Origin of the sequence: Pigmentiphaga sp. (genome assembly GCF_033795525.1) — a bacterium.
Taxonomy (GTDB): Bacteria; Pseudomonadota; Gammaproteobacteria; order Burkholderiales; family Burkholderiaceae_B; genus Pigmentiphaga.
Genome location: NZ_JARYGM010000001.1, coordinates 499,931 through 522,946, shown reverse-complemented (window position 1 = coordinate 522,946; position 23,016 = coordinate 499,931). Strand labels below are relative to the sequence as shown.

Annotated in this window: 21 protein-coding genes and 1 tRNA gene; 6 read left to right on the top strand and 16 right to left on the bottom strand. The window is 65.8% G+C overall.

Annotated elements, in window-relative coordinates:
• Positions 1 to 80: 80 nt before the first annotated feature.
• Positions 81 to 1,268, top strand: coding sequence for an FAD-dependent oxidoreductase (locus QHC78_RS02465; protein WP_319742291.1), 1,188 nt, complete (start codon positions 81 to 83; stop codon positions 1,266 to 1,268).
• Here QHC78_RS02465 and gloA read toward each other — a convergent pair.
• The 13 genes from gloA to QHC78_RS02400 all read right to left on the bottom strand — a co-directional run bounded on the left by gloA (position 1,265) and on the right by QHC78_RS02400 (position 14,935).
• A complete protein-coding gene (gene gloA, locus QHC78_RS02460; RefSeq protein ID WP_319742290.1) occupies positions 1,265 to 1,660 on the bottom strand; it encodes a lactoylglutathione lyase in 396 nt (131 codons plus the stop codon). The genes QHC78_RS02465 and gloA overlap by 4 nt on opposite strands.
• 84 nt (positions 1,661 to 1,744) lie before the next feature.
• Positions 1,745 to 2,653 carry a M48 family metallopeptidase gene (locus tag QHC78_RS02455; protein ID WP_413816397.1) on the bottom strand — a complete coding sequence of 303 codons (909 nt, stop codon included), beginning with the start codon at positions 2,651 to 2,653 and terminating at the stop codon, positions 1,745 to 1,747.
• Between the two features lie 5 nt (positions 2,654 to 2,658).
• The gene (locus QHC78_RS02450) at positions 2,659 to 3,411 is read right to left on the bottom strand and encodes a lysophospholipid acyltransferase family protein (protein WP_319742289.1); all 753 of its coding nucleotides are present in this window, start codon (positions 3,409 to 3,411) and stop codon (positions 2,659 to 2,661) included.
• Positions 3,411 to 3,986 (bottom strand): D-glycero-beta-D-manno-heptose 1,7-bisphosphate 7-phosphatase, encoded by a 576-nt coding sequence (gmhB, locus tag QHC78_RS02445; protein WP_319742288.1) that lies wholly within the window; start codon positions 3,984 to 3,986, stop codon positions 3,411 to 3,413. The genes QHC78_RS02450 and gmhB overlap by 1 nt, the downstream gene beginning before the upstream one ends.
• Positions 3,987 to 3,988: 2 nt before the next feature.
• Positions 3,989 to 6,121 carry a glycine--tRNA ligase subunit beta gene (glyS, locus tag QHC78_RS02440; protein WP_319742287.1) on the bottom strand — a complete coding sequence of 711 codons (2,133 nt, stop codon included), beginning with the start codon at positions 6,119 to 6,121 and terminating at the stop codon, positions 3,989 to 3,991.
• Positions 6,122 to 7,021, bottom strand: coding sequence for a glycine--tRNA ligase subunit alpha (gene glyQ / locus QHC78_RS02435; RefSeq protein WP_319742286.1), 900 nt, complete (start codon positions 7,019 to 7,021; stop codon positions 6,122 to 6,124).
• A 102-nt stretch (positions 7,022 to 7,123) separates the two neighbouring features.
• A complete protein-coding gene (lnt, locus tag QHC78_RS02430; RefSeq protein WP_413816409.1) occupies positions 7,124 to 8,719 on the bottom strand; it encodes an apolipoprotein N-acyltransferase in 1,596 nt (531 codons plus the stop codon).
• A gap of 53 nt (positions 8,720 to 8,772) precedes the next feature.
• Positions 8,773 to 9,672: a CorC family transporter gene (locus tag QHC78_RS02425; RefSeq protein WP_319742284.1), complete on the bottom strand. Its 900-nt coding sequence runs from the start codon at positions 9,670 to 9,672 to the stop codon at positions 8,773 to 8,775.
• Positions 9,673 to 9,698: 26 nt separating this feature from the next.
• Positions 9,699 to 10,208: an rRNA maturation RNase YbeY gene (ybeY, locus tag QHC78_RS02420; RefSeq protein ID WP_319742283.1), complete on the bottom strand. Its 510-nt coding sequence runs from the start codon at positions 10,206 to 10,208 to the stop codon at positions 9,699 to 9,701.
• Positions 10,183 to 11,202, bottom strand: coding sequence for a PhoH family protein (locus tag QHC78_RS02415; protein WP_319742282.1), 1,020 nt, complete (start codon positions 11,200 to 11,202; stop codon positions 10,183 to 10,185). Before QHC78_RS02415 ends, ybeY begins: the two co-directional genes overlap by 26 nt.
• A complete protein-coding gene (gene miaB, locus QHC78_RS02410) occupies positions 11,199 to 12,578 on the bottom strand; it encodes a tRNA (N6-isopentenyl adenosine(37)-C2)-methylthiotransferase MiaB (RefSeq protein ID WP_319742281.1) in 1,380 nt (459 codons plus the stop codon). Before miaB ends, QHC78_RS02415 begins: the two co-directional genes overlap by 4 nt.
• 577 nt (positions 12,579 to 13,155) lie before the next feature.
• Positions 13,156 to 13,232, bottom strand: a tRNA-Met gene (locus QHC78_RS02405).
• Between the two features lie 74 nt (positions 13,233 to 13,306).
• Positions 13,307 to 14,935, bottom strand: coding sequence for a tannase/feruloyl esterase family alpha/beta hydrolase (locus QHC78_RS02400; RefSeq protein WP_319742280.1), 1,629 nt, complete (start codon positions 14,933 to 14,935; stop codon positions 13,307 to 13,309).
• A 153-nt stretch (positions 14,936 to 15,088) separates the two neighbouring features.
• Here QHC78_RS02400 and QHC78_RS02395 point away from each other — a divergent pair, with 153 nt between their 5' ends.
• Positions 15,089 to 15,460: a VOC family protein gene (locus QHC78_RS02395; RefSeq protein ID WP_319742279.1), complete on the top strand. Its 372-nt coding sequence runs from the start codon at positions 15,089 to 15,091 to the stop codon at positions 15,458 to 15,460.
• 189 nt (positions 15,461 to 15,649) lie between these two features.
• Here the strand turns inward: QHC78_RS02395 and QHC78_RS02390 are convergent, their stop codons facing one another.
• From QHC78_RS02390 to QHC78_RS02380, 3 genes are all read right to left on the bottom strand, one after another.
• Positions 15,650 to 16,036, bottom strand: a complete 387-nt coding sequence (locus QHC78_RS02390; protein WP_319742278.1) for a hypothetical protein — start codon at positions 16,034 to 16,036, stop codon at positions 15,650 to 15,652.
• A gap of 165 nt (positions 16,037 to 16,201) precedes the next feature.
• Entirely contained in the window at positions 16,202 to 17,998 is a 1,797-nt protein-coding gene (locus QHC78_RS02385; RefSeq protein WP_319742277.1) for an alkaline phosphatase D family protein, read from the bottom strand.
• Positions 17,999 to 18,132: 134 nt separating this feature from the next.
• The gene (locus tag QHC78_RS02380; protein ID WP_319742276.1) at positions 18,133 to 19,053 is read right to left on the bottom strand and encodes a LysR family transcriptional regulator; all 921 of its coding nucleotides are present in this window, start codon (positions 19,051 to 19,053) and stop codon (positions 18,133 to 18,135) included.
• A gap of 171 nt (positions 19,054 to 19,224) precedes the next feature.
• On the opposite strand from QHC78_RS02380, the gene QHC78_RS02375 reads away from it, so the two are divergent.
• The 4 genes from QHC78_RS02375 to QHC78_RS02360 all read left to right on the top strand — a co-directional run bounded on the left by QHC78_RS02375 (position 19,225) and on the right by QHC78_RS02360 (position 23,005).
• Positions 19,225 to 20,403 (top strand): ABC transporter substrate-binding protein, encoded by a 1,179-nt coding sequence (locus tag QHC78_RS02375; protein ID WP_319742275.1) that lies wholly within the window; start codon positions 19,225 to 19,227, stop codon positions 20,401 to 20,403.
• Positions 20,381 to 21,439, top strand: a complete 1,059-nt coding sequence (locus QHC78_RS02370; protein WP_319742274.1) for an aromatic ring-hydroxylating dioxygenase subunit alpha — start codon at positions 20,381 to 20,383, stop codon at positions 21,437 to 21,439. The genes QHC78_RS02375 and QHC78_RS02370 overlap by 23 nt, the downstream gene beginning before the upstream one ends.
• A 235-nt stretch (positions 21,440 to 21,674) precedes the next feature.
• Positions 21,675 to 22,106 (top strand): RcnB family protein, encoded by a 432-nt coding sequence (locus tag QHC78_RS02365; protein WP_319742273.1) that lies wholly within the window; start codon positions 21,675 to 21,677, stop codon positions 22,104 to 22,106.
• 35 nt (positions 22,107 to 22,141) lie between these two features.
• A complete protein-coding gene (locus QHC78_RS02360; RefSeq protein ID WP_319742272.1) occupies positions 22,142 to 23,005 on the top strand; it encodes a spermidine synthase in 864 nt (287 codons plus the stop codon).
• The last annotated feature ends 11 nt before the right edge of the window (positions 23,006 to 23,016 follow it).

The window sequence follows — 23,016 nt, the reverse complement described above, 5'->3', positions numbered from 1 at the left end:
GGGTTCCCGGATCCGGCGTCTCGAGGGTTGAGGCCCAGGCTCCAGGCGCCGACACTACGGGAATCGGAACGGAGATTATCATGCCTAGAATCGACCATGCCTTGATCGTCGGCGCGGGTATCGCGGGCTGTTCAGCGGCGATCGCGCTGGCTCAGCAAGGCATACGCGTGACCATGGTGGAGAAGCAACAAGCCTGGAAATTCCAGAGCTCGGGGCTTTTCATCTACAGCAACGGCTTGCGTGCGTTGCGCGACATCGGCGTGCTGCCCGAGATACTGCAGGCGGGTTTTGCCGTCCCCGGCGGCCGCAACGCCTATTTCGACCACCATGGCCGCCCCATCGTGGAGACGATCTACCCCTCGCCCGAAGGCCTTCCCGCCATCGTCGGCATCAAGCGGGCCGAGCTGCACCGTGTGCTCGCCAGCCGCATCGACGAACTGGGCATCACGCTGAAGCTGGGCACCACGGCCTTGCGGCTGCCTCGGCCCGATGCCGGCGAGGCATTGCCCGTCGCGCTGTCGGACGGCTCGCACGGACGCTTCGACCTCGTCATCGGCGCCGATGGCATTCGTTCGCAGGTGCGGGCCGAGGTCTTCCCTGCGGTTACACCTGTCTATTCGGGGTTCGGTGTCTGGCGCAGCGTCCACGACCGCCCCGCCGGTCTCGATGCCAAGATCATGATGATGGGGATCGGCAAACGGCTGGGCATCATGCCCATCAGCAACGAGAAGCTCTATCTGTTCGGCGTCATGCTGGAACCCGAAGGAAGCTGGTACGACCCCGCCGCGTGGCCGGCATTGATGCGGCAGCGATTCGCCGAGTTCCGCGAGCCGGCGGCGCGGTTCCTGGACCAGCTCGGCCCCGGCAGCGAAGTGCTCTACACCGGCGTGGAGGAGGTGATCGCGCCACTGCCGTGGCATAGGGGCCGCGTGGTACTGATCGGCGATGCGGCCCATGCCTCCACGCCCTTCATGGGGCAAGGCGGAGCCATGGCATTGGAGGACGCGGTCGTGCTCGCCAAGGTACTGGCGGGGCCCGGCTCGCTGGATGACGCATTGCGGGAGTTCGGGGAGCGCCGCGCGCCCGCATGCAAGCTGGTGCAGGACGTCTCGAGGCAGGTCGGCCAGGCGGGGGCGCTGGAGGACGCCGGCAGCTGCGAGCGCCGCGATCTCGAGCTGCGGCGGGACGGACAGAGCAAGGTGGACAGCTTCTTTGCCGCGCTGGCGCAGCTGGGCGCCCCCGGCCAGGGGACTGGTCCGGACGCTTAGTCCTGGCGCGTATTGGCCTGGATGAACTCGATCTTGTAGCCGTCCGGGTCCTCGACGAAGGCAATGACGGTCGAGCCGTGCTTCATCGGCCCGGCTTCGCGCGTGACCTTGCCGCCGCGTTCGCGCACGCGGTCACAGGCGGCATAGGCGTCGTCGACTTCGATAGCGATATGGCCGTAGCCCGTGCCCAGCTCGTACTTGTCCACGCCCCAGTTATGCGTGAGTTCGATGACCGCACCGTCTTGCTCGTCCTGGTAGCCGACGAAGGCCAGCGTGAACTTGCCGTCGGGATAGTCTTTGCTGCGCAACAGGCGCATGCCCAGTACCTTGGTGTAGAAGTCGATCGAGCGTTGCATGTCGCCGACGCGTAGCATGGTGTGAAGGAGTCGCATGTTTTGCCTCGTGAGAAAAGGGGAACGGGTCACCCGCCGGAAAGGAGTCCCTTTGTGAGGGGTCCTCATTAGTTTAAACAGGAGCTAGTCGAACTTCGGCAGGCTGGCTGGGTCGTGGCGCCGCAGCGTTTCACGGGCGCTTTCGAACCCGGGCAGCAATTGGCCGACTTCGGCCCAGAAGCCGGGACCGTGGTTCATCTCGCGCAAATGGGCGAGTTCATGGGCGATGACGTAGTCGATGATATCGACCGGGAAGTGGATCAGGCGCCAATTGAGCAGAATCTTGCCTTCGCTGGTGCACGAACCCCAGCGGGTGGCCGCCGAGGACAGGCGCCAGCGGGCGATCGACAAGCCGGTGCGAGCAAGAAACGCCTGCAGCCGTGCTTCGAACAGGATGCCGGCGCGGCCCTGCAGCCAGGCCTGCACCGCGTCTCGTATGCGCGCAGGCGTGGCATCGTGCGGCAGGCCCAGCCACAGAATGTCGCCATCGGCCGGGGCATCGGGATCTGCCGAGGCCAGCGATGTGCTGCGCTGTGCATCCAGGCGCATGACGATACGCCTGCCCAGGTAGGGCAGTTCCCCGCCGTCTTCCCAGCGCGTCTCGTTCAGCGCGAGGCGTTCCTTGCGCAGCTGCCAGTCGTGCAGCTTGGACAGTATCCAGCGGGCTTTCTCGCGAACCGCGGCGTCGATCTCGGCCAGGCCTACCCAGCGCGGCGCGGTGACCCGCAGACCGTCGTCGCCCACCAGGAACCCGATGGTGCGGCGCCGCGAGCGCTGCAGGACGAAGCGTATCAATTGACCTTCGGCGACGACTTCGCGCCAGCGCGCGCCGGGCGGCAGTTCGAGCGGCGGCTGCGGCGCCATGGGGGCAGGCGCCGGCGCAGCGGCTGCCCGGGGCGGATCGGCGAACAGATCGAGTTGCGCCGCCGGTGCCGATCCGGCGCCGCGCTGGGTGGCCGGCAACGAGGGAGCGGTAGGGAGACGCCTGGCCATGGATGCTAGCTTGCGGCGCGCTCGGCGCTTCGTGTGTCGGGATAGCGTTCGGGATTGAGCTGACGCATTTCGTTTTCGATCCAGTCTTCGACGCGGCGATTGATCTGATCGGCGGTCAGCCCCTGGGGGTCGATGGGTTGGCCGACCGATATCGTAATCAATCCGGGACGCTTGATGAACGTCTTGCGCGGCCAGCATTCGCCCGCGTTGTGCGCGATCGGTACCACCCATGCGCCGGTGCGTACGGCCAGGCGCGCGCCGCCGCTCTTGTACTTGCCTTTCTTGCCCGGCGCGATGCGCGTGCCTTCCGGGAACATGACCAGCCACCGGCCGTCGGCCAGCCGCTCGCGTCCTTGCGCGACAACCTGCTCGAACGCATCGCTGCCTTTCTTGCGGTCGATCGCGATCATGCGCAGCCCTGCCAGGCCCCAGCCGAAAAAAGGCACCCAATTCAGTTCGCGCTTATAGACGTAGCAGATCTCATGCGGCAGCCAGCCGGCCAGGAACAGCGTCTCCCAGGTGGACTGATGCTTGGAGAGGACGATCACGGGCCGGTCCGGCAGGTTTTCCCAGCCCTTGGTCTGCCAGCGTATGCCGACGATCCATCGTGCCCCCCAGACGATCAGCCGCGGCCAGCCCTGGGTGAGCCGATAGCGCCAGTGCAGCGGTAACGGCAGCCAGAGAACGCAGGCGATGGCGTAGGGCACCATCGTGGAAATGAAGAAAATGGAAAAGAGCAGCGATCGCAGCCAGCGCATCAGTGTTCCTCTGCCTGGGCGGAAGCCTCGAGCGCATCGGCGACCGCGCCGAGGTCGTTCCAGACGACGGTGCCGGGAGGAAGCTGGCCTTTGGCCAGGGTCTTCGGTCCATTGCCGGTCAATACGAGCCACGGCGTGCAGCCCGCCGCGGCCGCCGCTTCGAGGTCCCGTGCGGAGTCTCCCACCGAGGGGACGCCGCGCAGGTCGATCTCGAAGCGCTGGGCGATGCTGCGGTAGAGACCCGTGAGCGGCTTGCGGCAGTCGCAACCCGCGTCCGGCGCGTGGGGGCAGATGAAGATGGCGTCGATGGCGCCATTGACCTTGGCCAGCTGCGCCTTGAGCTTGGCGTGGATGGCATTGAGGGTGGCGGCATCGAACAGTCCGCGGCCCAGGCCGGATTGATTGGTGGCCACCACGACGCGATAGCCTGCCTGGTTGATGCGGGCGATGGCCTCGAGCGCGCCCGGCAGCGGGATCCATTCGTCGGGCGATTTGACGAAATCGGGGCTGTCCTGGTTGATGACACCGTCGCGATCCAGGATCACCAGCTTGGGGCGGGCAGCGGCGCTAGGCATGGTTATGACGCCGCCAGGCGCGACAGGTCGGCCACGTGGTTCATCACCCGGTGCAGTTCGGCCAGCAATGCCAGCCGGTTGGCGCGCACCGCCGGGTCCTCGGCCATGACCATGACGTCGGCGAAGAACGCGTCGACCGGATCGCGGGCCTGCGACAGTACCGTCAAGGCGCCGGTGAAGTCGCCTTGTGCGAACTTGCCCTCGGCTTGCGGGCGTAGCGTGCGCAGCGCCTGGGCCAGTGCCTGTTCCGCCGGCTCCGCCAGCAGGCCTTCGTTGATGGAGCCCGGCTGGCCTTCCGCTTTCTTGAGCAGGTTGCCGATACGTTTGTTGGCCGCGGCCAGGGCCGCCGCCTCGGGCAGCGCCGAGAACGCCACCACTGCGCGTACCCGCGCGGGTACCTCCGCCAGCGGCGGCGAGACCGCGACAACGGCATCGACAGCGGCACGGTCGAACTGCCCCGCAAGCTGGTTGCGGTAGCGTTCGAATACGAAGGCGCGCACTTCCTCGATCTGCGCTGCGGTGGGCGGCGCGGCGAAAGTCGCGGCCGCCTGCGCCAGCAGGCCGTCCAGAGTCAATCCGGAGCCGTCGGCCGGCAAGCGCCCGCCGGCGGCGAGCTGCTCGAAGGCACTGATCAGGCCGAGTGCGGCACGGCGCAGCCCGAAGGGGTCCTTGTCGCCGGTGGGGACCAGTCCGATGCTCCAGATGCCCAGCAGCGTTTCGGCGCGCTCGGCGACGAACAATGCGGTGGCCGTGGCGCTCGGGTCATCGACGGGTTGCTCCAGCCGGATGCGGTATTGATGCCGGATGGCTTCCACGACGTCGGCAGGTTCGCCATCGGCGGCCGCGTAGTAGCCGCCCATGACGCCCTGCAGTTCCGGGAACTCGCCAACCATGCCGGTGACCAGGTCGGCCTTGGCCAGCAGGGCGGCACGATCGGCGCGTTCGGGGTCGCCGCCGATGGCCTTGGCCACCCAGCGAGCCAGCGCGCGGACACGCTGAACCCGTTCGAGCTGGGAGCCCAGCTTGTTGTGATAGACGATGGTGCCCAGCTGGTCCACCCGGTCTGCCAGCGGCACCTTCTTGTCGGTTTCGAAGAAGAAGCGTGCGTCGGCCAGGCGCGGCCGCACGACCCGCTGGTTGCCTTCCACGATGTTGGACGGGTTGGCCAGCGCCATGTTGCTGACGATGAGGAAACGGTGCGTCAGCTTGCCGGTGGCCGCGTCGAACAGCGGAAAATACTTCTGGTTCAGCCGCATGGTCAGGATCAGGCACTCCTGCGGCACCGCCAGGAATTCCGATTCGAACTCGCCCACGTACACGGTGGGATATTCGACCAGCGCGCAAACTTCGTCCAGCAGCGGCGACACGTCGGCCTCATCACCCAGCGAGGCGTTCAGGCGGCTGGCCTGATCGCGCAGCTGTCGCTCGATGGCGGCACGGCGCTGCTCGAACGACGGTATCACGCGCCCCTGGGCATGCAAGCGTTCTTCGTAGGCGTCGGCGTCGGGCAGCTCGATCGGGCCCTGAGATTGGAAGCGATGTCCCTGGGTGGCTCGGCCGGCTCGCAAGCCCAGCGCCCCTACCTCCACGACCGTTGCGCCGTGCAGCGCCACCAGGCCGTGTGCGGGACGCACGAAGCGGACCGTGGTCACGCCGTCGGCCAACTGGTAGCTCATCATCTTAGGGATGGGCAGCTTGCCGAGCGTGTCGTCCAGCGCTGCCTGCAGGGCGGGCGCCAGGGCCGCGCCTTTGGCGATGCCGCGGTAGACGAGCTGTTCATTCTTGCCGTCCGACTCGCGCGCGAGCTGCGTGACGTCCACGCCTTCCAGGCCCTTGGCAGCCAGCTTCTTGAGCAGCGCAGGCGTGGCCTGTCCGTCTGGCGTCAGGCCGACGCTGACCGGCATGAGTTTTTCCGAGAATTCGGTATCGGCGGCCTGGGCCAGCACGGCTGACAGGCGCACGGCCAACCGTCGCGGCGTGGCGTATGCCGTGGCGGTATTGTCATCGGCCAGCAGGCCGCGGCTTTGCAGGCCGGCGGCAATGCCGTCGGCGAAGGCGAGGCCGAGGCGGTTCAGCGCCTTGGGCGGGAGTTCCTCGGTGAAAAGTTCCAGCAGGAGGGGGAGAGCGGCCGGCATTTACGCGGCCTCCTTGCGTGCAAGCATGGGAAAGCCCAGTCGTTCTCGTGAGTCGTAGTACGCCTGCGCGATGGCGCGCGACAGGTTGCGGATGCGGCCGATGTAGGCCGCGCGTTCGGTCACGCTGATGGCGCCGCGGGCGTCGAGCAGGTTGAAGGTATGGGCAGCCTTCAGCACCATTTCGTAGGCCGGCAAGGCCAGCGGTACTTCCACCAGCCGCTTGGCCTGGGCTTCGTAGTCGTTGAAATGGCGGAACAGGATCTCGGGCGACGAGTGCTCGAAGTTATAGGTCGATTGCTCGACTTCGTTCTGGTGGTAGACGTCGCCATAGGTGACGCGGGCGCCATCCGGGGACTCGGTCCAGACCAGGTCGTAGACGCTTTCGACACCCTGCAGGTACATGGCCAGCCGCTCCAGCCCGTAGGTGATCTCGCCCATGATGGGTTTGCAATCGATGCCGCCGACCTGCTGGAAATAGGTGAATTGAGTCACTTCCATGCCGTTGAGCCAGACTTCCCAGCCCAGGCCCCACGCGCCCAGCGTAGGGTTCTCCCAGTCGTCCTCGACGAAGCGGATGTCGTGTTCGCCCGGATCGATGCCCAGGGCGCGCAGCGACCCGATGTAGAGGTCCAGGATGTCAGGAGGCGACGGCTTGAGCACCACTTGGTACTGGTAGTAGTGCTGCAGCCGGTTGGGGTTTTCGCCGTAGCGTCCATCCTTCGGGCGCCGCGAGGGCTGCACGTAGGCCGCACGCCAGGGCTCGGGGCCCAGGGCCCGCAAGAACGTGGCGGTGTGCGACGTGCCCGCACCGACTTCCATGTCGAAGGGCTGCAGCAGGGCGCAGCCTTGCTGGCTCCAGTATTCCTGGAGTCGAAGAATGATCTGTTGAAATGTCAGCATGGTGTTGGAATAGATGCAGCCGCCGGCGGCCATCCGGCACGGCCAAACCGTGGATTTTAACTGGCCCCGATGAAATGCGCGCCGGCGCCGGCGCGCGGCTGCTCATCGCTTCGGCTGGCGGGTCCGGCGCAGGCCGGCGAGGACGGCCAGTATCGTTGCGACAAGGACCAGGACAGGCGCGTTGCCGGTACGGGCGTAGGGCGTCAGTCCGGTCGTGCCTTGCACGGTAACGTCCAGGGCCGCGGCGGTATGGGGAGCCAGTTTGCCGATGACTCGGGCCTGGGCGTCGATGGCCGCCGTCATGCCGGTATTGGTGGCGCGCAGCATGGGCCGCCCGGTCTCGCGCACGCGCATCCGCGACATCTGCAAGTGCTGCGGCAGTGCCAGCGAATTGCCGAACCAGGCCAGGTTGCTGACGTTGGCCAGGATGGTGCCACCCGGGTCCGACGTACCGCCGCGCACGGCGGGCAGCAGTTCTTCGCCGAAAACGTCTTCATAGCAGATGTTCATGGCGATGTATTGGCCGCCGATATCGAACGGCTTCTGCCGGGCCGCGCCGCGGTCGAAGTCGCCCAGCGGCATGACCATCTCGTCGACGAACCAGCGGAATCCCGGAGGGACGAATTCGCCGAACGGCACCAGGTGCCGCTTGTCGTAGCGCCGCTCGACGTGGCCGCTGACGAGGCGGTCGGGCGCGGTGTTTCCGTCCAGCGTGATGACGCTGTTGTAGTAGTAGTCGCGGTCGGCGCGGATGTCGCGCATCGCGACGCCCAGGGCAAACGTGCCGCCGTGCGTGGCTGCGCTGTCCACCCATTCCTTCCACGCCGCTGCGCTGAGCTGGTCCTGGAAAACCGGGACGGCGGTCTCGGGCAGCACCGTCAGCGCGATGGGGCGGCCGTCGCCGCGGGGGCGCTCGGCCAAGTCGCGGTGCAAGTCCATGCCGTGCCAGATCTGGGCCGGATCGAATTTGTCGGAAAGCGGAATATTGGCCTGCACCAGCCGCACGGTCAGAGGCGAGCCGTAGGGCCGCACCCACAACCATTGTGCGGCAGCCAGCCCAAGCGCCAGCATGGCCAGCGCCGCGACTCCCGCCGGCCATCCCGCGCGCAGCGTGGCGCGGCGCTGGGAAGCGTCGCGCCGGCAGAGCGCCGCGATCGTCCACGCCAGTCCGCTGGCAGTGAGCGCGGCGGCGAACGCGGTGCCGTAGACGCCCAGCAGCGATGCCCAGCCGCGCAAGGGGCCGTCGACGTGGGCATAGCCTATGTTGAGCCAGGGAAAACCGGTGAACAGGACGCCGCGCAGCCACTCCGCACCGGTCCACGCGGCAGCCATCGCCAGCACGCAGACCAGCGCGCTGGCCAGGCGAGGGGAAGCGCCGTCCGCGGAAGGACGCTGAGAAAGCCACCATGCCACCCCGGTGGCGAGGGCGGGATAAAGCGCCAGGTAGGCGGCCAGCAGGCCCACGCCGAGTGCCGCCAGCGGCGCCGCCATGTACGCGTACACATGGAGGCTGACATAGATCCACGAAATGCCGACCGCGAAGGTGCCGGCGCCGAAGGCGGCACCCGTCCAGATTGCGCGCCGCAACGTGGCCGCACGCCATACCAGCCAGCTCATCGCGCCGAAGGTCGACCCCTGCAGCAGCGGCAGGAACCAGGCCGGGAAAGGGGCTGGCGCGAACGCCAACCCGTGCAGCATGCCGAGAATCAGCGCACCGGCCAGCGCGGCGTTGGGGATAAGCACGGGTCGGGTCAGCCTTGGTCGGAAAGCGCGGACGGCACCGCAGTACCACTGGACGGCAAGCGCGAGACGCGCAGCCAGAGGGCGCGGCGTGCATCGGCCCGGATGACGTCGATGCGCAGGTCATCGCGCTCGATACGGTCGCCGCGGCGGGGGATGCGGCCCAGCGTGCCGGCCATCCAACCGCCGACGGTGTCGTACTCGTCATCGTCGAGGGACGAGCCGAAAGTTTCGTTGAAGCGGCGGATGTTGGTCAAGGCCATGACCCGCCAGCGGTTTTTACCATCCGGAAAGATGGATTGTTCGACGCTCGCGTCGTCGAACTCGTCTTCGATCTCGCCGACGATCTGTTCCAGGACGTCCTCGATCGTGATCAGGCCGGCGGTGCCGCCGTGCTCGTCGACGACGATGGCAATGTGGTTGCGGTTGCTGCGGAATTCGCGCAACAACACGTTCAGGCGCTTGGATTCGGGAATGAAGACTGCCGGCCGCAGCAAGGTGCGCAGGTCGAGTTCGCGGTCAACGATGTAGCGCAGCAGGTCCTTGGCGAGCAGGATCCCGATGACGTTGTCGCGGCTGTCTTCGTAGACCGGAAAGCGGGAATGCGCCGTTTCGATGATCGTGGGCAACAGCGCGTCGATGGGCTGCGAGACGTCCAGCATATCCATGCGCGAGCGGGGGATCATGATGTCGCCCGCCGTCAGTTCGGATACGGCCAGCACGCCTTCGATCATGGAAAGCGCTTCGGCATCGAGCAGGTCGCGGCCGTAGGCGGCCTCGAGCACGGCCTTGAGATCCTCGCGGTCCTCGGGCTCGCGGTGAATCAGCGCCGACAGCCGTTCGAAGAAGGTTTTGGGAGTGTGTTTGGGCGTACGCGTGGCGTACGCCGGACTAGGGGAGGTGTCTGACATCGTCCTTTGAGGACAGTTGCAAAAGTTTAGGATACCCGATACGGGTCGGGTATTGCCATCTCGGCCAGGATGCGGGTTTCCAGCGCTTCCATGCGCTTGGCGTCCCGTTCGTTCAGGTGGTCGTAGCCCAGGGCGTGCAGCACGCCGTGGACCACCAGATGGGCGGCGTGATGCAAAAACGGCTTTTTCTGCGCCTTCGCCTCGGCGACGAGCACAGGCACGCAAACGACGATGTCGCCTGCCACCACGCCGTCCGGGTCGGCCCCGTATTCGAAGGTCAGCACGTTGGTGGCGTAGTCGCGCTGCCGGAATTCCCGGTTGAGGCGGCGGCCTTCGGCCGTGCCGACCAGGCGCAGCGTCAGCGCGACGCCCGCCACCCCGGCCAGTTCCGGGGCCCGCAAGGCCTGGGCGATCCAGCGCCGCAAGCGCCAGCGCGGCAGGCGCGGCTCGTCCTTGCCGTATTGCACCGAAAGCGAGAGCGCGGGGAAAACCGGGCGCTCCGCACCCGCGTCAGCGGCCCGGGGACGTCTGGGCATGTTTGTCGTAGGCGTCGACGATGCGGGCCACCAGCGGATGGCGGACCACGTCGCCGCTGGTGAACTGGGTAAACGAAATGCCGTGTACCGCCGACAGCACCTGGGAAGCGTCCAGCAGGCCGCTGCGCTGCCCCTTGGGCAGGTCCACCTGGGACGGATCGCCCGTGATGACTGCCTTGCTGCCGAACCCGATCCGCGTGAGGAACATCTTCATCTGTTCCGGCGTGGTGTTCTGCGCCTCGTCGAGGATGACGAAAGCATGGTTCAGCGTCCGCCCGCGCATGTACGCCAGCGGCGCGATTTCTATCGTCTGTTTCTCGAAGAGCTTGTTGACCCGTTCGAAGCCGAGCAGGTCGTACAGGGCGTCGTACAAGGGCCGCAGGTACGGGTCGACCTTCTGCGTCAGGTCGCCTGGCAGGAAGCCCAGCCGTTCGCCCGCCTCGACGGCTGGACGCGTCAGCACGATGCGCCGTACCGATTCGCGCTCGAGCGCATCGACCGCACAGGCCACGGCCAGGTAGGTCTTGCCCGTCCCTGCCGGGCCCATGCCGAACGTGATGTCATGCTCGAGAATATTGCGCAGGTATTCCCGTTGGCGCGGCGTGCGCCCTCGCAGGTCCTGCCGCCGCGGCAGGCGCAGCACCACTTCGGCCTCGTCCGGGGCGCCTTGCGGCGGCGCGTCTTCGTCGGCGTCATGCGCGGCCGTCATGGCGCCGAGCTCGACGAGGTTCAATTGCAGCTGATCCACCGACAAAGGCTGGTCGGCGCGTTCGTACAAGTACCGCAACGCGGCCGCGGCCGCGGCCGAGCGTTCGCCGTCGACGGTGATCCGGTGTCCGCGGCGGGCCAGTTCGACGCCGTAGGCCGCCGCCAGCTGGCGCAGGTTCTCGTCCAGCGGCCCGCAAAGATTCGACAGCCGGGCATTGTCCTCGTCGAGTGTGACGACGACCGGGGCAGCGCGCCGCGGGGAGGTGCGGTTGGACGGAGGCGTCATGCGGGCATACCCCGCTCCCGCTCGACCGCCGTTTCATAGGTAACGACTTCGCCGCGCAGCGTATGCGACAGTGCCGCGGTAATGCGGATGTCGGCCAATTGGCCGATCAGCCGCGCCGGTGCGGGAAAGTTCACGATGCGGTTGTTCTCGGTGCGGCCCATCAGCTCGCTGGCGTTCTTGCGGGACGGCCCTTCGACCACCACGCGCTGGACCGTTCCGACCATGCGTGCGCTGATCTCGGCGGCCTGTTCGTTGATGCGGGCCTGGAGGCGCTGCAAGCGGGCCAGCTTCACTTCCTGCGGGGTGTCATCGGACAGGTCTGCCGCGGGCGTGCCGGGCCGTCGCGAATAGACAAAAGAGAAAGACGTATCGAAGCCCACGTCGTCGATCAGCTTCATGGTCTTCTCGAAGTCGTCCTCGGTTTCGCCGGGAAAACCGACGATGAAATCGGAGGACAGCGTCAGCCCGGGCCGGGCCGCGCGCAGGCGGCGCACGATGGATTTGAATTCCAGCACCGTGTAGCCACGCTTCATCGCCATCAATATGCGGTCGCTGCCTGCCTGCACCGGCAGGTGCAGGAAGGACACCAGCTTGGGCAGGCGTGCATAGGCCTCGATCAAACGGGGCGTCATTTCCTTGGGATGCGAGGTGGTATAGCGGATCCGCTCGATGCCTGGAATGTCGTGTACATATTCGAGCAAGAGCGCGAAATCGGCGATCTCGCCGGTGTCGCCCATCTTGCCCCGGTAGGCGTTGACGTTCTGGCCCAGCAGCGTGACCTCCTTGACGCCCTGGTCGGCCAAGTCGGCGATCTCGGTCAGCACGTCCTCGAACGGACGCGAGACTTCCTCGCCCCGGGTATAGGGCACCACGCAGAAGCTGCAATACTTGCTGCAGCCTTCCATGATGGAGACGAACGCCGTCGCGCCTTCCACCCGGGCCGGCGGCAGATGATCGAACTTCTCGATCTCGGGAAAGCTGATGTCCACCTGGGAGACGCCCAAGCTGCGGCGCTTGGCGATCAGCTCGGGCAGGCGGTGCAGCGTCTGCGGCCCGAACACCACGTCGACGTAGGGCGCGCGTTCGACGATGGCCTGGCCTTCCTGGCTCGCCACGCACCCGCCCACGCCGATCACCAGGTCGGGTTTCTCGCGCTTGAGCATGCGTGCCCGGCCCAGGTCGGAGAACACTTTTTCCTGTGCTTTTTCGCGCACCGAACAGGTGTTGAAAAGGATGATGTCGGCCTCTTCGGGGCGATCGGTGATTTCCAGCGGCTGGTCGGCGTTGAGCACGTCCACCATCTTGTCTGAGTCGTACTCGTTCATCTGGCAGCCGAACGTGCGGATGTACAGTTTGCGGGGCGCGGAAGTACTCATGCCATCTCCCGCGGGGCGGACAAAAGAGTGGAGGAATTCGTTTTCATGGCGGTTGCCGTAGCGGGGTTATAGCCCGGGGGCAGAAAAGCGGAAAAGCCCGCTGGCATGGGGCCGGCAGGGCGCGTTCGGACCTTCCATTCTAGCAGAGCAGGCACGGACACGACCCCCGGCACGCTGGCCGGTGCACCGGGGGAGGGCGGCGTGCCAGCTGCCGGTGCATTGTTCAGGACTCTGTCAGTACCCCGGGGCTAGACTGTAAGCTCAGATGGTTGCTTTGCCATAAAGGGTGCCGCGGAATCCGCAGATCTTCGGTACTTGGCAGAGCGATTCATCCGACACCGATACCGCGCTTCCCCCGCGAGCATATTGAGGCGCGGCATTGTGTGCTCCCTATTGGCCCGACAAGCGATTGTCGGGCCTTTTTTTGTGCGCGCCGTGCGTCGATGCCAGCTGCGCCTGGGCGCGGTTCGGGGGCAGCTCATCCGTTGCGTACGGGGAAAGCTGCGGTGAGCTCGCCCCGCATGGAACCCCGGCTCGAAAAAAAGCGCCCACATGAGTGGGCGCTTTTGGGAAAAACTGGTGGCGCATCCCTGATTCGAACAGGGGACCTGCGGATTATGATTCCGTCGCTCTAACCGGCTGAGCTAATGCGCCAAAAAACTAAGACCGCGATTATATACAGGCTCTGGCGGACCGTGCAAATCCCCCCGGCCTGGCTTCCAACAGCCTTAGCGGCAGGCGTAATTGGCCGCGTCATTCGGGTCGCCCGACCCGCCATAGACCGCCTGCGTGGGATAGGGGCAAAGCGGCCGCGTTCTTTGCACCGATCCTGCCGCCATCCGCGCGGCGACGAAGTCGTCCGGCGGCGTGCCCTGTTCGACCCAGCGGTCCATGGCGGCCAGAAGGTCGCGGCTGGGATCCGGGGCCGCGTCTCCTTCTGCGCGCAGGGAGGTCGCACCGGGGCCGCCGCTGCAGTGGCCCATGCCCGGAACCAGGAATAGCCGGTAGAACTCGTCGAGCGCGGTCCGGGACCCTTGCGCGGCCAGCACGCGATCGTAGTAGCCGATGCTGTCGTAGGCACTGACTACCGGGTCGCTCCAGCCGTGATAGATCATCAGTTTTCCGCCCGCCGCCTTGAAGGCCGACAGGTCGGCGCTGGTCTGGTCGACCAGCGGCGCAATCTTGGCGTAGGCATATGAAACATCGCGGTCGAAATCGAACGTCCACCAATTCCACTGCGGGTCGTCGAACACCCAGTAGCGCCAGAAATCTGCCCGTACCGGTTCGGTCGATCCCATGTAGCCGGACCAGCCCGATTCGCTGCCCACGGGCCATCCGGGATAAAGCTGGGCGTTCGTACGGGGATTGCGCGGGCCCTGGTAGATGTTGCGCGCGGCGGCGAGCTGATCGGCGGTGAGGCAGTCGGCAGCATCGCCGCCGGTGCATTGCAAGCTCGCGACGTCGAACTTGTCCGCGGTGCACGCTCGGGGGTCGTCGATGACGCCGTCCGTGACGCCGTCGAGCGCATCGCAGGCGGCGACTGCGCGATCGGTGATGAGCCGGAGCTTGGCCGGCGTCAGGAATTGCGTGAGGTTGTCGTTGGTCGGCCGGTTGGAGCGGAAGCGCCACATGAATTCGATATTGAGGGCAGTGCGATTGTTGCCCGGCGCGCCGGCAATGATGCCGTCGAAATCCTCAGGGTAGCGCTGCGCCTCCGCAAACCCCTGATGGCCGCCCGTCGAGCATCCGAGGAAATAGGCGCGGCTGGCCGCGGTACCGCGGAGTTCGGTCAGCAATTGCTTGCCCGAGGTCGTGATCGCATTGATCGACCGGGTCCCCCAATCGATGATTTTCTCGGGATTGTTCACGCCCCACAGCATGTCTTCCGTCTGGTGGCCGGTATCGCCTCCCAGCACGGCATAGCCTTGGCGCATTGCATAGGCCATGTCGCCATAGCTCAGCGCCGGGCTGTAGCCACCGTTGCCGGTAGCCACCAGCTTGCCGTTCCAGGCCGCACCCTCGGGCACCCAGAGCTGGAAATTGATCTGCGAGCTGGCCGTGGGCGTTGCGACCGCGTCGATGCGGCAGAATGCAGGCAGGCCATCCAGATCCTGGCGGCTGTCGGCGGGGCGGTAAGTGCCGGCCGGGATGGACGAGACGCCCGTGATGCGCGCCCCGGCTATCTGCACATCGGCGAAATCTTCGGCTTGGCAGGCGCGGGCGACGCTTCCAGGCGGCTCGGGCCGCGGGCCCGCCGTATCGTCATCGTCTCCGCCCCCGCCGCCACAAGCGGCAAGGGAGGCGGCCAGGATGAGGGCGAGGGGCCAAGCGGCGCTCGCGGGATGCGGGTGTCCCATGATGTCTCCTTTCGTACGGCGCCGCGCTCGTTGTCGATCTTCTAGCCGCGGCGAGGTGGGGGTGGATTTCTTGTCCGCCGTACTCTATGCCGGGAGATTTCATTTTGGAATTCGAAAATTTACATGAATTAATCGATTGCTCAGGACAAAGACATGACCGTTAAACGTATCGTGGCCAACATCGCGTGTACCCGGCCCATGGACGCGCAATGGTTTTATGGCGGCCTGCTGGGGCTGGAGGTTGTAATGGATCATGGCTGGATCACGACCTTTGCCAGCGCAGAGAAGGCGGTGGCTCAGGTGGCATTCGCCAGCGAAGGCGGCAACGGTACACCGGTGCCCGATCTTTCCGTCGAAGTAGACAATCTGGACGAGGTCTACGCCAATATGATGGCGGCGGGAGTCCCCATCGAGTATGGGCCGGCGTCAGAGCCGTGGGGCGTACGCCGCTTCTACGTCCGGGATCCGTTTGGCCGGCTGGTGAATATTCTCGCGCACGAGACGCTTCCCGGCGTTGGTCGGTAGCTGACACGGTTTCCGGGCATGGAAATGGCTGAGCGGAGAGAAACCGTTGCAGGAGGCAGCCCCCGTGAGTCCTAAAACGACCCGTCTACTCACCTTCGTCGTAATCGTGGTCCTGATTGCCGTCGCATTTTCCATGGCACCCTGGTGAGCATGGCCCCGGCCCCGAGGGAGGGCCGAGGCGGTGCCGTCTCAGGCGGTGCGCAGCCACCGTGTGCGGGTCTTGCGTTGTTGCGCGACCAGCGGAGGCAGGTGGATCAGGTTGTCCGGCACGTCGGACGGAGATCCCAGGCGGGTCTTGATCAGGCCGCTGAGTTTGTACGGAGGTGCCGGCAGGGGATCGAAGCGCCGTCCGGTGCGAGCCAGGCGATTCATTTTGTGGGCGTTATACAAGCGCCATCCGGGTGGATCGCCGGGGCGGCCGTCGAGCTGCCACGCGATGACGACCACGGTACCGTCGGTCGTGGTGCCCAGCGAATGGGGATGGGCGATCCGGGTCGCGCCGTGGTAGTGGAATTGGAGTTCCGACCTTACGGCAATGGCCGCCGATAAGAGAGTGCAGCGAGTGTCGTTGTGCATTGCATGTTCAGTGAATCCGAGGGAGTTGCGTTGATGGTAGCGCCTGTCGCGCTGGCTCGCCAAGGAAAATGTTGCAACGCACAATAGCGGTTCAGGGTGCACCGTGATGGCGCGCGCCACGGTCCGTTCCGGTGCTTCCGGACCGTGGCGGACGCGTGTTCCGGCTCAGACCTCCGTCAGCTTGCGGTTGCCCGCGCCGGGCAGCATGGCGAGGCTTTTGCCTAGCGTGGTCTGGTAGGCCCGGTCGTGTACGGTGTCGACGTAATGCCAGTCGGCGCGGATGCGATCGGGTGTGGCCGTCAGCACCATGTAGCCCCGCAGGCTGGTGTCGACGTACTTCAGGCTGCCCGCCCATTTATTGCCGGCCGCCAGGGTGGAGAGATTGGCCAGGCCTGTAAGCAGCGCGGCCAGCTGCGCCGGTGGCACGCCATTCCCGAGGTATTCCTCGAACCCCGGCGAGGTAACCGACGAGGTCGCGAACTCTACGCCCACGGCGTTCCCATCTTTGTCACGCAGTTCGCTGGCCCAGGCGTTGTGCGTGTCGCCGGCAAGGACCACCAGGTTCTTGTCCAGCTGCCTGGCCGTGTTCAGCACCGTATCGCGGGCCGCCCAGTAGCCGTCCCACGAGTCCAGGTTGTAGGGGATGCAGGGCATTGCCAGGATGGCGCGCTCCTGGGCCGTCAAGGTCGGATCGCCGGCTTGCTGCCGTGCGACCAGGCCGGCGTACGCCGCGGGGTCCATTGCGAACTCCGCCGGTATGGAAACGTCGCCAAGCTGGCCGGTCGAGGACAGCAGGCCCAACAGTACCGGCATGGGCAGATGGACGGGGCCCATCAGGACTTGCTGGCCCAGCACTTGCCAGGTCGCGGACGAGGCCGCCATGCGTTCCTGCAGCCAGGCCGTCTGCGCCGTTCCCAGCAGTTCGCGCGCGGGGTCGGAGACATCGGCCGTGAATCCGGCTGCGAATTCGGCGAGGCCTGTTGCAGGGTCGGTGGCGGTCAGCAATGCGCCCAGGTAGCTGCCGTAGGACAACTGCTGGGCCCGCGCGAGCACGCGCGTATCGAGCATATGCAAGGACAGCAAGTCGCCGAAGTCGAAACTGCGGTAGATGACATTCAGCGGCGACTGGGGCCGGGTGGGAAGCCACTCGTGGTAAGCGCGCACGGCGGCCGCCTTGCGCAGGCCGAAGTCGCCTTCTGTCTCGGGCTGATGATTCTCCGCGCCGTCCTGCCAGGTGTCGTTGGTGATTTCGTGATCGTCCCAGACGGCGATGAAAGGCAATGCCGCGTGGAGCGCCTGCAAGTCGGGGTCGCTGCGGTATTGCGCATAGCGCTGGCGGTAGTCCGCCAGCGCCACGATCTCATGGACCGGGTCGGACTCGCGCCCCATGGCTTGCGCCTGTCCCGACGCGTAGCCTTCGCGACCGTACTCGTAGATGTAGTCCCCGAGGTGGATGGCGGCATCCAGGTCGCCCCGCTTGGCCGCTTCGGCGTAGACGTGGAAATAGCCGGCCGGGAAATTCGAGCACGAGAACACCGCGAGCCGTACGCGCTCCACGGCGCCCGCGGGCAGGGTGCGGGTGCGGCCCACCGGAGAGGTCTCGTCTTCGTGCTTGAAGCGATACCAGTACCAATTGCCCGCTGCCAGCCCCGTGACATCCACTTTGACCGTGTAGTCCTGGTCGGCGCTGGTGGAGGCCGAGCCGCTTTTGACCACGTTCCTGAAGCCATCGTCGGTGGCCATTTCCCAGGTGATCTCGGCGCTCGTGCCCTCGGCCGGTACGGCCCGGGTCCAGATGACCACGCGGTCCGCGAGCGGGTCGCCGCTGGCCACGCCATGGGTAAAGCTGACGTCGACGGAGTCGTCGCCGCCACAGGCGGCCAGTCCGAGGCTGGAGGCGACGCTGGCGCCGCCTATTGCTACGCCGCGCAGAAAGCGGCGGCGGGAGGTCTGATCGGTCATGTTCGGTCACGAGAGTGGGAGGAGCGGCAGGCTACCGGGCCCCGGTGACAATGAAGTGAAAAGCGCGGCGGTGGAGAGGTACAGCGGCGAACCGGCGGCGGGGAGGCCGTCGGCGAGGCAAGTTCCGCGTGCGCTTACGCGGAGGCAGGCGGGGTGGACGGCTCGCCCAGGACTTCCTGGATGATCGAACGCAGCCAGATGCTCTTGGGGTCGTGGTGGAACCGGCGGTGCCAGTATTGCTTGAGATCGTACGGCCGGATGGGGAAGGGCGGTTCGACGATGCGCGCGTTGGCGCTGCGTACATGGAGCTCCGCGACGGCCCGGGGCAGGACCACGATCAGGTCGCTGTCGTTGATCAGCGTGCCCAGGCTCATGTAGTGGGAGGTGTGCAAGGCTATCCGGCGTTCGATGCCTCGCGTGGCCAGTTCCTGTTCGAACATCTCCTGGCTGCGGCCGTCGTCGCGGACCAGTACGTGTTCCATGCCGAGGAACTGGTCGAGCGTCATGCGCGGGCCGGCAATAGGATGTTGCTGCCGCACGAGACAGGTCAGGTCGTGGGAATAGAGCCGCCGCTGGAAGATGAAATTCGAGCGCAGGTCCGGGAAGTAGCCCAGGATCGAATCCACCCTGCCTTCGTACAAGGCGCCTTCGAGTTCCGCTGGCAAAAGCCCGATGGTGCGCAGCCGCGCGCCAGGCGCCTCGGCGCGTATGCGCTGATATAGCGCGGGCAGGAACACGGCTTCGCCGATCTCGCTCATGCAGACTGTCAGTTCCCCCGAAAAGCTGGCGGGCGAGAATTCCGGGTTGGGCAGGATTTCGTGGTCGATGACCTGAATCACTTCGCGTGTGCGCGCAATGATGCGCTGGGCGCGGGGCGTCGCTTCCATACGCGGCCCCCGCCGCACGAACAATTGGTCGCCCAAGGACGCCCGGAGACGGGCAAGCGCAGCGCTGGCGGCCGGCTGGCTCATGGCCAAGCGCGCTGCCGCGGCGCTGACGCTGCCGGTGTCGTAAATGGCCACCAGCACGCGCAAGAGGTTGAGGTCGGTTTTCATGCCGGTCGGGAAAGCGGGAGTATTTGATTAGCAAATACAAGAAATCAGGAATATTTGCTATTGGAATTTTCGTGCGGTCGGTACATTTGCCAGCACGCCGGATCGCACGAGCGTCGGTGGTCCATGACTCGATAACGACAAGGCGGCATCGCTGCCAAGGAGACAGGTTTCATGCAAAGGAAATACCTCCGGCAAACGCCGGCAGTGGTCATCGCGTGCCTGGCCGGCCTGGCCGCTACCGATGCCCAGGCACGGGTCAAGATAGGCTTCATAGCCGAGCTGTCAGGCCCGCAAGCCATGCTGGGGCAGGACATGTACGACGGCTTCATGCTGGCCGTGGAGCAGGAAGGCGGAAAGCTGGGCGGCGTGCCGGTGACCGTCGTGCGCCGGGACAGCCAGCTCAAGCCGGAAGTCGCCACGCAGATCGCCGACGAATTGATAGAACGGGAAAAGGTGCCGCTGGTGGCGGGCCTGACCTTCTCGAATGTGGCAATGGCGGTGTACCGCAAGTTTGCCGCGGCTCAGGTCTACATGGTGTCCGGCAATGCCGGTCCCTCGCCTACGGCAGGTTCGGGATGTACGCCATTTTTCTTCTCGGCCGCCAAGCAGAACGACCAGTTCGCCGAGGCAAGCGGTACGTATGCCAAGCAACAGGGGTATGGGCGCGTGATCGCGCTCGCGCCCAACTACCAGGCCGGCAAGGATTTCGTTGCGGGCTTCAAGCGCAACTACGGACAGCCGTTGGCCGACGAAGTCTATACGCCGCTGGCGCAGCTCGATTTTTCCGCGGAGATCACGCGCATTGCCGCCGCCAAGCCCGATGCCGTCTATGCCTTTTATCCCGGCGCCAACGGTGTGGCATTCGTTCGCGCGTACGGGCAGGCCGGACTGCTGGGCAAGATCCCGCTGCTGACCAATGCCGCCGCCGACGGCACCAACCTGCCTGCCTTGAAGGAGGCCGCGCTGGGTGTCTACAACAGCAGCAACTGGGGACCTGATCTGCCCTATGCCGAGAACCGGCAGTTCGTGCAGGCCTTCGAGGCCAAGTACGGCCGCATCCCGTCGGAATATGCGGCCCAGTCCTATGACTCGGCCCGGCTGATCGGGGCGGCACTCAAGGCCACCGCAGGCAAGGTGGACGACAAGGCGGCGCTGGGCAAGGCCTTGCGGGCCGCCGCGTTCAAGTCGGTGCGGGGCAACTTCCGGTTTAACAACAATAACTATCCCATCCAGGACCTCTATATGTTCGTGGCCGCCAAGGATGGACAGGGGCGGGTCAGCCTGAAAACGGTGTCCAAGCCCTTGCCCGATGCCAAGGACAGCTTCCATGCGCAGTGCCGCATGTCGTGAGGGCTGCATGGTGTTCCTGAAGAATTGCTGGTACATGGCGGGTTGGAGCGAGGAATTGCCCGCAGGCGCCCTGCTGGCCCGCACTTTTCTCGAGCAACCGGTAGTGCTGTTCCGCCGGGGCGATGGGAGGCCGGCAGCGCTGCTGGATCGTTGTCCCCATCGCGTCGCGCCCTTGAGCCGCGGGACCCTGGTCGGCGATACGTTGCGCTGCATCTATCATGGGTTGCGCTTCGATGCCGCCGGCCAATGCGTCGAGAACCCGCATGGCGCCATCCCGGCCAAGGCGTGCGTGCAGGGATTCGAGGTGGCCGAGCGCGACGGTATCCTGTGGATCTGGATGGGAGAGCGCACGGCTGCCGATCCCGCCCGCGTACCGGACTTGAGCCACATGGCGCGCGTGCCGGCCGCCGCGCAGTCCCGCGGTTCCATGCCGTCGGCCTGCCATTACCAGTTGATCGTCGACAATGTCGCCGACCTGAGCCACGTCGAATATCTGCACGCGACCACCCTCGGGGGCGGGGCGTTCGTCGAGAACCGGCCTGTGGTGTCGGAGTCCGGCGACGAGGTGGTCATCGAGTTGTCCAGCCATGGCCGCAACGCGCCTCCGGTCTACGACCGCTTCTTGCCGCAGCCCGGGGTGCCCGTGGATTTCGTGAACCGTGTGACCTGGGTCCCCGCAGGCCTGCTCAAGCTCGATATCAGCGTGACGCCGCTGGGAATGCCGCGCGAAGCAGGATTGCAGACCTTCAACGCCCATATCGTTACGCCGGAGACCCGTACCTCTTCCCATTACTGGTACTGGCTGACGCGGGAATACCGCCAGGACGATGCGGAAATGACCCGGTTGAGGCATGAGCTGATGACCCGGGTATTCATCGAGGAGGACAAGCCCATCATCGAGGCGCAGCAGCGGTTGCTGGGCGAGACCGATCTTTTCGACGCAGCACCGGCGCTGCTGGCGACCGATGCCGGCTCGATCCGCATCCGGCGTATCATGAAGCAGCTGCTTGTCCGGGAGCGGGAAGGCCGGGCCTAGGATGCGGTGTATCGCCATAGCGACGCCCGGCAGGGGTCCTGGCATACGGTTGCAACATCCGTCTACCTTGCTGTGTGGCCGCGGAAACAACCTTTGGCGGCCTATAGGTCACGTTTGATTACCTATGTAGCAGTGGACAAACACAGCGGCGGTGTACAGTCAGCTTACCGAAAGCCAGGTGTGCTTGCTTTTTATCGATGCGGCATGGCGGTTCGGGTTTTATCGGGATGACATCATGATCAAGAAAACATTGATCGTAGCGATGGCGTGCGCCAGCCTCGCCCTGGGTGCTGCGGCCCAGGCCAAGGGCGATCGTGACTGGGGCCGCGGCCACGGCCACGGCAAGGGTCACAGCCATTTCGAGAAGCACGGCCGGTGGGATCGTGATCGCGGGCACGTGCGCGACCGCGACTATCGCCACGGCTTCCGCGACGGCTACCGGTCGGCGCCGCGCGTCATTCACCGGGCGCCGCCGCCTCCGCGCCGGTGGGTCCGGGGCGACCGCCTGCCCGACTACTATCGCGGCGGTTATTATGTCGTGAACGACTGGCGCGCCCATCGCCTGTACCGGCCGCGGCCGGGCTACCAGTGGGTACGCGTCGGTTCCGAGTTCCTGCTGGTCGCGGTGGCTTCGGGCATCATTACCAGCATCATTCTCAATCAATAGCCCTGATCGTCCGCAAGGGCATCGGAGCGGATGCCATGTTCATGCGGCGATGGCGCCTGAGGGCGCGTGCGGGTTTGCTGGCACTGGCGGCGATATCGCTGCCGGTGTCGGCGCAAACCGTCATTCACCAGGAAAAATCGGCCTTCGAGGACATCGTGGTGTACGAGTCCGAGGGCGAGCGCTGCATGAAATTCGGCAGCGTGCATGCGCCGGGCCGCCAGAGTTGCCAGTCGCCCCGCCAGCCGCAGGTGCTGCTGTTCGACTACACCCGCATGATGATGGCCTCGCTCTATCTGCGGCCGGATCCGCGCCGTATCCTGGTTATCGGGCTGGGAGGCGGCAGCCTCCCCATGGCGTTGGCCGCGGCGGTGCCGGCGGCGCAGATCGACGTCGTCGAGATCGACCCGGCGGTGGCGCGTGTGGCCCAGCGGTTCTTCGGATTCAAGACGGGGCCATCCATGCGCCTGCATGTCGCCGACGGCCGCGAGTTCGTGCGTGATGTTGCGCGGCGCGACGACCGCTACGACATTGTCATGCTCGATGCCTTCGACGAAACCTACATCCCCCGGCATTTGTCGACCCTGGAGTTCATCCGGGAGGTGCGGGGCATACTGCAGCCCGGCGGCGTGTTGGCGGCCAATACGTTTTCGTCCAGCGGTTCCTACGCGAGCGAATCGGCTGCCTATGCCGAGGTGTTCGGCGATTTTTACAACTTGCGCCGTGCCAACCGGGTGATTCTCGCTACGGCCGGGCCCTTGCCGGACCGGCAAGCCATTGCGGCGCAGGCCCGGGCCTTGCATCCGGCGCTCGGCCCCATGGGCATCGACCATGAGCGTCTGCTGCCGATGTTTTCCACGCGCCGCGACTGGCCAGCCGACGCACGGCCGCTCCACGACTGAGGGCATCAAGC